We start from the raw sequence: 12116 nt of genomic DNA on the forward strand, positions 1-12116 counted from the left end.
GTCATGTGCCTGGGCGGCCGCCCCGTTGATTGCCGTGAAGTCGTCTCCCCGCGCCGCCTTCACGTGCTGGCGCAAAACCATTGCCAAGCCCGCCCGGCACTGAGGGAATACCGGCATAGTAAAGCGTAACAGGGAGGCGCTTGTGCGGCCAGGTGGGCGACGCGGGGCGTTTGCGCGGCGGGCAAGAATCCGTTGTGGCTATCGCGCCATGCTGCTTTGCGGAGTGGGCGCCGTATTGGCATCGGGGGCGGCGCAGGCGCAGGTGGCGGAATCACCCCCGCCCGTCGCTCCCGCAGCACCCCTTCGCCCGAACCGGCTCCGTCCGCTGCTACCGACCAGATCACCGCCACGGCGCCGGCGCTTCGCTTCTGGGATGGCGGCAATCCCGTGCTGCATCAGAACGGCGTGATCGACGGCGGCTCCGGCACGTGGAGCGCGATCGCGCCGAACTGGACCGATTCCGCTGGCGCGATCAACGGCCCGATGCAGCCGGTACCCGCTTTTGCCGTGTTCCAGGGTGCTCCGGGCACCGTGACAATCGACGACAGTCAGGGCATCCTGGCGATCAGCTCGATGCTGTTCGCGACGGACGGCTACCGCCTCACCGGCGGCCGGCTGCGGCTCGATGGCGGCCCCTTCACATCGATCCGCACCGGCGACGGCATGACCGCGCGGATCGACAGCGAAATTACCGGCGCCAGCGGCCTGCTCTACAACGCGCTCGGCACGCTGATCCTCACCGGCGACAACAGCTATACCGGCGGCACGCGCGTCGATGGGGGCACGCTGATCGGCGACACGCGCTCGATCCGCGGCAATCTGGACAATGGCGGCCATGTAATCTTCGACCAGGCGTTCGACGACATTTTTCAAGGCAGCGTCAGCGGCCTGGCCAGCATCTGGGGGCTGATGACCAAGCGCGGTGCGGGCACTCTCACGCTGGCCGGGGGCAGCCAGCTCGACTGGAATGTCGAGCAAGGCGGCCTGATCGCCCGGGCCGAGGGGTTCGGCGGCAATATCCAGGTGTCCAATGGCGCCCGGCTGACGCTCAGCTCGGGCGATGTCGCCGGTGTCACTTCGACCTATCGCTACGCCTTGTCGGGCGCCGGCCGGTTCGACGCCGCCGGCAAGGGCCTGCTTGTGCTCGCCGCCAATTCGGGCGGCTTTACCGGCCACAGCCTGGTGCAGGACACAATGCTGCGCGTCGAGGGCGCGCTGGGCGGATCGCTGCATGTCGGCGCGGGTGGGCGGCTGGGCGGCAGCGGCACGGTCGGAGATGTCACCGTCGGTGCGGGCGGGCGGCTGATCGGCACGCCCGACGAGACGCTGAAGCTGGCCTCGCTCGCGTTCCATCCCAGCGCAGTGATCGACGCGCGGCTGGGCACGGTCGGCACGCCGCAGCTGTTCCAGGTCGATGGCGATCTGACGCTCGACGGCACGCTCAACATCGCCGGTATCGGTCCGATCGGCGCGGGCATCTATCGGCTGATTTCCTATTCCGGCGCGCTCACCGACAACGGCCTCGCAATCGGCAGCCTGCCCACCGGGCAGGAGCGCTCTTTGGTCTCGATCCGAACCTCGGTCCCCTGGTCGGTCGATCTGGTGTCCGAGATCGGCGGCAGCCCGATGCAATTCTGGGACGGCAGCGATCCGACGCGCTTCAACAACGGAATTGTCGATGGCGGCCCCGGCGTGTGGCGCCGCGACCTCGCCGGCTGGACCGATAGCGACGGCAGGAAGAACCAGACCAGCATCGGGACCGCCTTTTCGGTGTTCGAGGGGCACGGCGGGCAAGTGGTGATCGACGCCGGCAATGCAGGCGCGATCCAGACCGGCGGGATGCAGTTCGCCGTCACCGGCTATACGCTCTCGGGAAGCGGTCTGCGCCTCGCGGGCAACGAGCGCACGATATTCCGCGTCGGCGACGGCAGCGAATGGGCACCGACGATGGTCGCCGAGATCGCCGCGCCGATCTCCGGCCATACCCGCCTCGTCAAGGCCGATGCCGGCACGCTGATCCTCTCCGGCGCCAACAGTTACACCGGTCCGACCGAGGTCGAGGGCGGGACGCTGATCGGCAACACCGCCTCGATCCGCAACACCTTGCTCAACGCCGGCACCACGGTGTTCGACCAGCGCGAAAACGCCACTTTCGGCCATATGATCGTCGGCCTGAACGGGCGTTCGGGCGACATGATCAAGCGCGGCAGCGGTGTGCTCACCCTCGCGAAGAGAGGCCGCCTCGACTGGACCGTCGAGGAAGGCCGGCTGGTCGCCCAGGCCGATCGCTACAAGAGCGAAGTCACCACGTTGCTCGGCGGCGGCGAACTCCAGCTGGATACGCCGGCCGATGTTTCGATGGGCACCTTGTTCCGCGGCGACGGCCGGCTGACCAAGACTGGTAACGGCATGCTGGTGCTGACCGGCCATTCGCGCACCTTCGAAGGCACTACCCGGGTCGCCGGCGGCGAGCTGCTGATTGACGGCACGCTGGCCGGCGATGTCATCGTCGAGGACAAGGCAATGCTGTCCGGCGACGGCTGGGTCGGCTCGCTGATCGTGAAGCGCGGCGGAACGCTCTCGCCGCGACCGAGCCCGGGGGCGCCCGATGGCGGGCCGACCACTTCGATGAGGGTCCTCGGCGACTTGACCTTCGAACCCGGCGGGCGCTTCGAAGTCGACGCTGATCCCTCGGGCGTGCTCTCCGACCTGGTCTTCGTCGAGGGCGTCGCGCATCTCGCGGGTTCGGTCTTCCATATCGGCAGTAGCGGCAATTACCGGCCCTCCGCCACCTACACGATCCTCATCGCCGACGGCGGAATCGAGGGGCAGTTCGACGGCGTCTCGTCTTCCTATGCCTTCCTCACCCCGCGGCTCGACTACACATTGTCGGCGGTCAGGCTTACGCTCGACCGTAACGATGTCCGCTTCCAGGACGTCGCCTTGAGCGAGAACCAGCGCGCAGTGGGCGCGGCGCTGCAGACCATGGTCGCCGGGCCGCTGTACGACGCCGTCGTCGTCGCCGACGCGGAGAATGCCCGGCTCGCTTTCGACAGCGTCGCGGGCGATTTCCACGCCTCGCTGCGCACTGCCTTGGTCGAGGACAGCCGCCTGACCCGCGACACCGCGCTTGCCCGGATGCGCGCGCCGCTCGGGCAACCCGGAATATCGGCCTGGGGTCAGGCGATCGGCGACTGGGGCCATTATGGCAGCGACGGCAACGCCGCGCGGCTCGAGCGCTCGGCAGCGGGTGGGCTCGCCGGAATCGAGGCGCAAACACCCGGCGGTGACGTCCGGCTGGGCGTGTTCGGCGGCTATCACCATGCCGATCTGCGCGGTAGCGGCGACGCCGATGTCGATAGCTATCACACCGGTCTCTATGCCGGGGCACGGTTCGGCGCCTTCGCCGTGCGCACCGGCGTGGTGTTCAGCTGGCAGGACGTCGCGACCCGGCGCGGGATCGGCAGCGGCGGGCTCGCGGAACAGATGCACGCCGATTACGGCGCCACTACCGCGCAGGCCTTTGCCGAGGTCGCCTGGCGCCTCGAACTGAGCGGCGGCGCGTTCGAACCCTTCGCGAACATCGCGCATGTCGCGCTCGACGTCGAACAGGGGCAGGAGCGCGGCGGCACCGCGGCACTCGCGCTCGCCCACGGCACTATGGCCACCAATTACGCGACTCTGGGCCTGCGCGGCGAAACGGCACTGCCGGTCGGCGGCGGCAAGCTCTCGCTGCACGGCACCGTGGGCTGGCAGCACGTGTTCGGCGATCGTGTCCCCGGCATCACGATGATGCTCGACGGCGCCCGCTTCGAGAGCGTCGGCCTGCCGATCGCGGAGGACGGCTTCGTCGGCGGCCTCGGCATCGCAGCGGCGATCGGCGAACGGCTGGAAGTGAACCTCGATTATCGCGCCGCGGTCTCGCGCCGGAACCTCGACCATAGCGCCAGCGCGGCGCTGACCTTCCGGTTCTGAGGTCTCAACAACGCGTGGTCGGGGCGGCTCGCATTCGTCAATCCGCCCTTCTCCGAACTCCTGTGATGGCTGCGTCGTGCTCACCACCAGTGGTGAGCCGACAACGTCCTCAGCGTCCTGAGCGAACTGCTCAGCCGGCCTTGGCGTGTCTGCAGCAGATACGCTCCGTCTTCGTACCCTCGGACCATCCGGTACGGGCTCGCGTGTAGCCGGGACGCAAGAACTGGACGAGAGCACCGAGCGCCCCGGCGTCTCATTCGAGACGGCGTTGAAGTACACGGTCTTCAGAATTCGGCTAAGCTTTCCAGGCCATATCGATTCAGTTCATCGAAGGCTGCCTAGGGCCGGTCGTCGCCCCGGCAACGGACAGCAATTCGCGCCGGGGCGGCTACCGCCGCAATGCTTCCGTCAACGAACAATCGCTGCGGAAATCGGCGCCCGGCCCACGCCATCCTTATTTGGTATACCAGCGCATGGGCGTTGAAGAGCGGCTAACCGGGCGACCTCGACTCACCGAATGCTCTTCCGCTGGATCAGATTGAAGATTCCGAGCAGCACCACGGCGCCGACGAAGGCGATGATGAGGCCGGTCAGCGAGAATTCCTGCACACTTCCCCGCACGCCGAAGAGGGGACCGGACAGCCAATTGCCGATAACCGAGCCCACACAGCCGACGACAATGTTGAGGAAAATGCCCATAGAGGCATTGCGGCCCATCACCATGCTGGCAAGCCAGCCGGCGATACCGCCCACGATCAGTGCGATGATCCAACCCATTACAACTCTCCCTGTCTTGGACAGGAAGAGGAATCCGCAGAGATCGACTTTGTTCCGCAGCCGCAACGCTTGCCGACGCGCCGATCATCAACACATGTGTATGCGCGCTGCCTGCCCATCCGCGTAGCGGTAGCAAACAGGACTAGCGCACGCGAACCACTCGCGCCGACAAGCCACTCAGTTGCCGCCGTGCCTTCGCCGCTGCCTTTCCAACGGTGGTGCCGATCGCCGGGCGGGATGAACGACTGCTTTCGTGCTGCGGCTCGATCCCACTAAACGGCGGCAAACGGGCGCAGGGCAGTCGCCTCACCGTCGTCGTGAGTGCCGCCGGTCGACAAAAAGATAACGCTACCGGAGCCAAAAGGAGCGACCTATGACCGCGGCACCGCAAACCATTTGACGCCTGCCGGCCGGAGGAATGATCATGATCAGCTTCAGCCATATCGCAAAGTCGTGCCTCGCAGTCGCCGCGCTCCTCGCAGCGTCTGTGCCCGACATGGCGCAGGCACAGCGCGAACGCATTCGCATCAGCGAGAACTGGCGCTTCACCAAGGGCGATCCGACGGGCGTCAGGACCGATCTGCGCTATGACGTCCGGCCGAGCGTCGAAAAGAGCGCGGACGGTCGCGTCGCGGATGCGCCGCCCGAAGCAGCGGCCGAGATTGCCACCGCAGACGCGCGGGTGCTCAAGCCCTGGATCTTGCCGACCGGCAATGGCTTCATCGCCGATCCCGCTCGGCGGCACGTCCGGCCCGCAGGAGACCCGGGTAGCGACGTTTCGTTCGTGCAGCAGGGCTTCGACGACAGCAAATGGCAGCGCGTGACGCTTCCACACGACTGGGCCATCGCGGGACCGTTTCTGGAAACCGGCCCTTATGGAGGAATGGGCCGCCTGCCCAGCTGGGGCATCGGCTGGTACCGGAAGGCGCTGACGATCCCGGCCTCCGATCGCGGGCGATCGATCTTTCTCGATGTCGACGGCGCCATGTCGTACGCGACCGTCTGGCTCAATGGCCGGCTCGTCGGCGGTTGGCCCTATGGCTATAATGGCTGGCGGCTCGATCTCACGCCCTATGTGTCGTTCGGCGGGCCCAATCAGCTGGCGATCCGTCTCGACAATCCGCCGGAATCCGCCCGCTGGTATCCCGGCGGCGGGCTCTACCGGGACGTCTGGCTGGTCAAGACCAATCGAGTCCATGTCGCGCATTGGGGCAGCATTGTCACCACGCCGCTGGTGTCGAAGGCCGCGGCCACGATCATGCATCGACTGACCGTCGCTAACGATGGCGCCGCCGCCATGCCGGTTTCGGCCGCCACCGAGATCTACGTCGCCGGCGCCGACGGCCGGCGCATCGGCAGCCCCGTCGCGCGTTTCGCTCTTGGCAGCGCGACCGTGGGAGGGGCAACGCCGTGATCCTGAAGGGAGAGGGCGATGTCGCCGATCCGCGCCTGTGGGGGCCGGCGCCAACGCAGCGGCCGAACCTGTATGTCGCGGTCTCGACGGTCCGCGCCACGGGTCGCGTGGTCGACACCTACGAAACCCCGTTCGGCATCCGCACGATCATGATGAACGGCCGCGAAGGACTGGTCGTCAACGGCGAGAAGGTGAAGATACAGGGCGTCAATAATCACCACGACTTGGGCGCATTGGGCGCCGCGTTCAACGTCCGGGCGGCCGAGCGCCAGCTCGAGATCCTGCGCGAGATGGGCGTCAATGCGCTGCGCATGAGCCATAACCCTCCCGCCCCCGAGCTGCTCGATCTGGCCGACCGGATGGGGTTCGTTGTCATCGACGAAGTGTTCGACTCCTGGGAGCGCAAGAAGACGCCGCTCGATTTCCACCTAATCTTCAAGGACTGGGGGAGCAGGACCTGCGCGCCATGTTGCGCCGCGATCGCAACCATCCCTCGATCATCATGTGGAGCATCGGCAACGAAGTGGGCGAACAATATACCGGCGAGGAAGGCGCCAAGGTGGCCCGTTGGCTGGTGGCGATCGTTCGCGAGGAAGATCCCACACGCCAGACCACGACATCGATGAACTATGCCCGGCCCGAAATGCCGCTGCCGGCGACGGTCGACGCCATCGGGATCAATTATCAGGGCGCCGGCGTCCGCTCCCTGCCGCCGCAATACCGGCCTTTTGCCGAGAAATTTCCGGACAAGATCCTGTTCGAATCGGAGAGCGCTTCGACACTGAGCAGCCGCGGCGAATTTCTCTTCCCGGTATCAGGCAGCATCAGTGGCCCCGTCCGGCCCGGTTCGGGCGGCGACCCCGCACGCCAGCAGGTGAGCGCCTATGAGCTCCACGCTGCCGATTTCGGGTCCTCGCCCGATCGCGAGTTCGCCGCGATGGACCAGAACCCGACCGTCGCCGGCGAGTTCGTCTGGACGGGCTTCGACTATCTCGGCGAACCTACGCCTTATTATGGCGCGCGCAGCTCTATTCGGGCATCGTGGACCTTGCCGGGTTCCCGAAGGATCGGTTCTGGCTCTATCAGTCGCGATGGCGGCCCGATCTCAAGTTCGCACACATCCTGCCGCACTGGAGTTGGCCCGGCCGCGAGGGCCAGGTGACTCCGGTCCATGTCTTCACGTCGGCCGACGAGGCGGAGCTGTTCATCAACGGCAAGTCGCAGGGCAAGCAAAAGCGCGCCCCTTTCGCCTATCGCTTCCGCTGGGACTATACCGTCTACGAACCGGGTGAGGTGAAGGTCGTGACCTGGAAACAGGGGCAACCCTGGGCGACGCAGACCGTCACGACGACCGGCGCGGCCGCCGCGCTCTCGGTCGACACCGACCGAAGCCGGATCGCGGGCGACGGCCGTGACCTCGTATTTGTGACGGTGCGTGTTCAGGACGCCAAGGGCCGCACGACGCCAACCGCTTCGAACACCATCCGCTTCACCGTGTCCGGGCCGGGAGAATTGATCGCCACCGACAACGGCGACCCGACCAGCTTCATTCCGTTCCCGTCGGCGACAAGGCCCGCCTTCAACGGACTAGCGCTGGCGATCGTCCGCGCCCGGCCGGGTGCGAAGGGAGCGATCACCGTTGGAGCGCAATCCGACGGCCTGGCCCACGGAACGATCACGCTGACGGCTCGCTAGCCCCGCGCCTTGCGGCAGCCCTAGCGGGCTTAACTCAGACAAGATTGACATGAGACGTCATGAATCTTATGCCTGACGTTAGCGCTACCACAACTTGAGCCGTCACCTGCAAAGCAGGGACCATTGGGGAGGATTGAGAATGGTTTCTCGTATTGAATTAGTTCGCCGTGCGCTTCTGGGCGCTGCGGCGGTGTCCGGCCTCGCCCTGCCGGCCGTCGCAGCGGCGCAGACTGCAGTCCCCCGCCAGCGAGCAGCAGCACAAACGAGCCTGCAAGCCAGGCGCAGGGTGCCGGCCAGACGGCTCCGACTCAAACCGACTCCGCCGATCAGGTTCCCACCGATCCGTCCGCGACGGGCAACGACGACATCGTCGTGTCCGGTTATCGCGCTTCGCTCGAGAGCCAGACCAATGCCAAGCGCAATTCGATAGGCTTCACGGACACGATCTTCGCCGAGGATATCGGCAAGTTTCCGGACACCAATATCGCGGAATCGGTAAACCGCATTCCCGGCGTCACGATCAGTCGCGAAGTTACGGGTGAAGGCACCAATGTCGCGATCCGCGGTCTGGGTACGAACTTCACCCGGGTGCTGCTGAATGGCGCGCCGGTAGCGGTCGCCTCGGTGCGTTTCGACGCGCAGAGCACCAACCGGGAGGTGGACCTCGATCTCCTTCCCACCGAATTGTTCACCCAGCTCACCGTCAGCAAATCACCCGTTGCCAGCCAGATTGAAGGCGGCGCGGCGGGAACCGTGAACCTGCGATCGGCAAGGCCGTTCGACAATCCGAATACCTATGTGAGCTATTCGCTTCAGGGATCAAAGGTCAGTTCCGCGGATAAATGGGGCTATCGCGGCCACCTGCTGGCGAGCACCACCTTCGGCAATTTCGGTATTCTGGCGGGCGTCTCCGTTTCCAAGTCCGAATTCCGGATCGACGGCTATGAGACGATCGGCTGGACGAATCCCAATCTGTCCGCCGCCCAGCGCACCAGTGGCACGTTGAACGCCACGGGCGGTGGCAATTTCAGCATCCCGGCAACGGTTCCCGCGAACGCCGGCAACGGCCTCACCACCGGCGCCGTGATCAACCAGGCATTTCTCCTCGCCAACAATCCCGGCGCGACGATCGATCAGATCGACAACGGCCTGATCCCCCGCCTCAGCCGCCCGCGCACCGAGGTGGGCTCGCGCGAGCGCCAGAGTTATCTCGCGTCGCTCGAGTGGCGGCCCAGCGACTCCCTGCATTTCTATGTCGATGGAATGTACGGCAAGCGCGATACCGAATTCACGCGCACCGCGCTGAATTGGGTCGGCCGCAACGGCGCGGCAATTCCGCTCAACACGACCTATGACCGCACCGATTGCACCACCGGCTGCGTAGTCACGAGCGGGACCTATGCGAATGCGCAGTTCTTCCTCGAATACCGCCCGTACAAGGACACCCAGGACTATTGGGGCGTCAATCCCGGGCTGGACTTCATCGTCAATGACTGGATCAAGGGCGACATCCAGGCGAACTACACCAAGAGCAATTTCCGCCGCGAAAGCCCGACCGTTCTAGTGATCACGCCGCCGAGCAGCGGCGTGACGGCGACCTATGTCAACGATGGGCTCAGGCCCGTCGTCACTGCGAATGTCGATCTCAACAATCCCGCGAATTTCGGCTGGGCGGGCGGCGGCCGCGTCAATCTGAATGGCGAGGAACGCGAGACCGAAACCAAGGGGTGCGCGGCAGCCTGTTGTTCGGCGATGCTGCGCGATTCAGCGTCCGTGTCGGCGCGGCGTACGACGACACGCGTCGGCGGATCACGCCGTTCGACAACACCGCTGTGTGGCAGAACGCGATCTGCGGTAACGGTCCGAACGTCAGTCTGCCGGCGCCCAACACAGGCACTACGCCCTGTACCGGCCTCAACCAGCCGGGCGCCGCGACGCCCGTCGGCTTCCCCACCTTCCCCGGCTACGGCACCAATTTCACGGCGGGCAGCCCGCCGATCAGCTATGCCGGCTCTCTGATTCCCACGGCTGCGGTGCCAGGCTATCTGATGCCTGGAAGCAACGGCTTCATCACCGTCGACTGGAACAAGTTCAAGGCGGCTACCAACTATGATGCCCTGCTGGCTGACGCCGACGAGACCGGCAGCGGCAGCAGCGGCGCCAATGGCGGCCTGATCCGGGAGAAGGTAACAGGTACGTTCGCCGAAGCGAACGGCGTCGTCGATGTCGGCCCGAACACACTGCGGCTGAATGCCGGCCTTCGCTACGTCCGGACCGAGCAGATCATCGGCGGCCGGGTCAGCGTCCCCGACGGGCGCAACTCCACCATCGCGGATGGCGGTCGTTACCCCAACACCGTCACTTTCCCGACGACGACGACGCTCTATTCGAAGTTCCTGCCTTCAGCGAGCGTCGCGCTCGATTTCGGTGGCAAGGCGGTAGTGCGTGGATCGGTCTCGCGCACGATGACTCGCCCGGATCCGAACGCGATGCTTCCCGGGGCGAGCTTCGTGCAGCCATCGGCCGACACCGGCACGGTCGGCAATCCGGATCTCGATCCGTACATCTCGACCAATATCGATCTCGGTTTCGAATATTATACCGGCGGCGAAGGCGTGATTGCGTTCGCCGCATTCCGCAAGTCGATCACGGGCTTCACCGTGAATGGCCTGCGCACCGTACCGTTCTCCTTCTTCAACCAATACGGGATCACGGTCGACTCGCTCACCCAGGCGCAGAGGGATGCGCTGGCCACCCGCGCCAACGGCGGCTCCCTCAACGACGTGCCAGTAGTCGTCCAGCAACAGGTAAATTCGGACGGCAAGCTCAAGGTCAACGGCCTCGAGTTCCAGATCACCCAGCCGCTAGATTTCCTTACCAGCTGGGCGGGTGTCCGTGGCTTCGGTTTCCAGGGCAATCTCACACTCATTGACCAGAAGGGCGAAGGCGCCGGCGCGCCCGCGGTGGCGATCGGCGTGGCACCGACGACTTATACTCTGACCGGCTATTATGAAGACAACGGGCTCTCGGCCCGGCTCACCTACACCTACAATGAAGGGTCGCAAGGTTCGGGCACGAACCAGAACGGCATTCCGGCAGCCGCGATCTTCGGACGGGACTATACCCAGCTCGATTTCTCCGGGAGCGTCGATCTCGGCAAGATCTTCGGCCAGAAGTACCTGCCGACGTTGGTATTGAACGTCATCAACATCACCAAGGAAGCGCAGAGCAGCTACTTCCAGTTCGAGAATGCGACGTTCAACGAATATAATCCCGGCCGGACTGTCCTAGTGGGCATTCGTGGCCGGTTCTAGTTCCGCCTCCCCGAAGATCGGGTGAGTCCCCTCGCCTGATCTGTCCATCCTGGAGCCGCCGAAAGGCGGCTCGTTTTTAGGCGCGGCGTATCACCAAATGTGCGTGTATCGTGAAGGTTGATGAGGTCGCCCATGACATCAGCTTTTCTCGCGATAACCACCGGGCGGACCTAGGACGATTCCACAGCGGCTATCCCGGTGACCGCAAATGGGTACATAGCAGCCAGGCAATAGACCGGAAGTGGGCCGTTAGCGGAATGTCCGCTTTTGACAGCGACGGGTGCGATAGCCGCGTTCGGGGGGCGGGCGGCTTGGTGGGCGCCGATTGAGTCCTCAATCGGCTAGCGAAACGATTCTGACGGCGGCCAACCCTTATGCCGACGCCGCCTAGTCTTTCGTTGGTAGTCGCTCGTCGACCCGTATTTATCGTTCATCGTCCGCCGTAGCGATTGATAGAACGGACCCTCCTGTTGATCGAAGAGCGCGCCGCTCCTGCGGCCCGATCGAATATCCATCGGTCGTCGCCCTTCTCCAAGGGCGATTGATGGCCCGAACAGCATGGGAACAATGTGATGCGTATCGTACATTTGGGACTGTTGTCGCTCGCCTTTGTGGGTTCGTCCCATTTCGCCGAGGCGGCTACGGTCGGGATTGCCATGAAGCAATCGGACAAGACCGTTGTCTCCACGCACGACCTCGACCTTTCGACCGACGCGGGTTTCAGGACGGCACAAGCGCGTATCCGCCGCGCGGCGGAACGTGTTTGCGGCGGCTATCCGCGCGTTGGTCTATTGCCGCCAACCGAGATCGCGCGCTGCCGCACGACTGCGGCGCGCGAAGCAGATGCAAAGATTGCTACATTGGCTTCGAGCGCGCGTGATGATCGCGTTGCCTCGACCGATGCCCCGGTTCGACCGCACGCTCGAGCGTCATCGCGGTAA

Annotated in this window: 8 protein-coding genes and 1 pseudogene; 8 read left to right on the plus strand and 1 reads right to left on the minus strand. The window is 65.0% G+C overall.

Annotated features, from left to right (window positions below):
• Nucleotides 1-387: 387 nt before the first annotated feature.
• Nucleotides 388-3975: an autotransporter family protein gene (locus PIB19_RS12285; protein ID WP_271237588.1), complete on the plus strand. Its 3588-nt coding sequence runs from the start codon at nucleotides 388-390 to the stop codon at nucleotides 3973-3975.
• A 510-nt stretch (nucleotides 3976-4485) separates the two neighbouring features.
• Here PIB19_RS12285 and PIB19_RS12290 read toward each other — a convergent pair.
• Nucleotides 4486-4752 (minus strand): GlsB/YeaQ/YmgE family stress response membrane protein, encoded by a 267-nt coding sequence (locus PIB19_RS12290; protein WP_271237589.1) that lies wholly within the window; start codon nucleotides 4750-4752, stop codon nucleotides 4486-4488.
• 424 nt (nucleotides 4753-5176) lie between these two features.
• On the opposite strand from PIB19_RS12290, the gene PIB19_RS12295 reads away from it, so the two are divergent.
• The 7 genes and pseudogenes from PIB19_RS12295 (at nucleotide 5177) to PIB19_RS12325 (ending at nucleotide 12116) form a co-directional block, all read left to right on the plus strand.
• Nucleotides 5177-6166, plus strand: coding sequence for a sugar-binding domain-containing protein (locus tag PIB19_RS12295; protein WP_271237590.1), 990 nt, complete (start codon nucleotides 5177-5179; stop codon nucleotides 6164-6166).
• Entirely contained in the window at nucleotides 6163-6792 is a 630-nt protein-coding gene (locus tag PIB19_RS12300) for a glycoside hydrolase family 2 TIM barrel-domain containing protein (protein WP_271237591.1), read from the plus strand. The genes PIB19_RS12295 and PIB19_RS12300 overlap by 4 nt, the downstream gene beginning before the upstream one ends.
• Nucleotides 6678-7328 (plus strand): hypothetical protein, encoded by a 651-nt coding sequence (locus PIB19_RS12305; RefSeq protein ID WP_271240976.1) that lies wholly within the window; start codon nucleotides 6678-6680, stop codon nucleotides 7326-7328. Before PIB19_RS12300 ends, PIB19_RS12305 begins: the two co-directional genes overlap by 115 nt.
• On the plus strand, nucleotides 7325-7861 hold the full coding sequence (locus PIB19_RS12310; RefSeq protein ID WP_271237592.1) for a DUF4982 domain-containing protein: 537 nt from the start codon (nucleotides 7325-7327) through the stop codon (nucleotides 7859-7861). Before PIB19_RS12305 ends, PIB19_RS12310 begins: the two co-directional genes overlap by 4 nt.
• Before the next feature lie 372 nt (nucleotides 7862-8233).
• Nucleotides 8234-9532, plus strand: a pseudogene (locus PIB19_RS12315) (TonB-dependent receptor plug domain-containing protein); the annotation flags it as partial.
• A gap of 56 nt (nucleotides 9533-9588) precedes the next feature.
• On the plus strand, nucleotides 9589-11175 hold the full coding sequence (locus tag PIB19_RS12320) for a TonB-dependent receptor domain-containing protein (protein WP_271237593.1): 1587 nt from the start codon (nucleotides 9589-9591) through the stop codon (nucleotides 11173-11175).
• Nucleotides 11176-11747: 572 nt separating this feature from the next.
• A complete protein-coding gene (locus PIB19_RS12325; RefSeq protein WP_271237594.1) occupies nucleotides 11748-12116 on the plus strand; it encodes a UrcA family protein in 369 nt (122 codons plus the stop codon).

The sequence above is a fragment of the Sphingomonas sp. 7/4-4 genome (genome assembly GCF_027941955.1).
Classification (GTDB): domain Bacteria; phylum Pseudomonadota; class Alphaproteobacteria; order Sphingomonadales; family Sphingomonadaceae; genus Sphingomonas.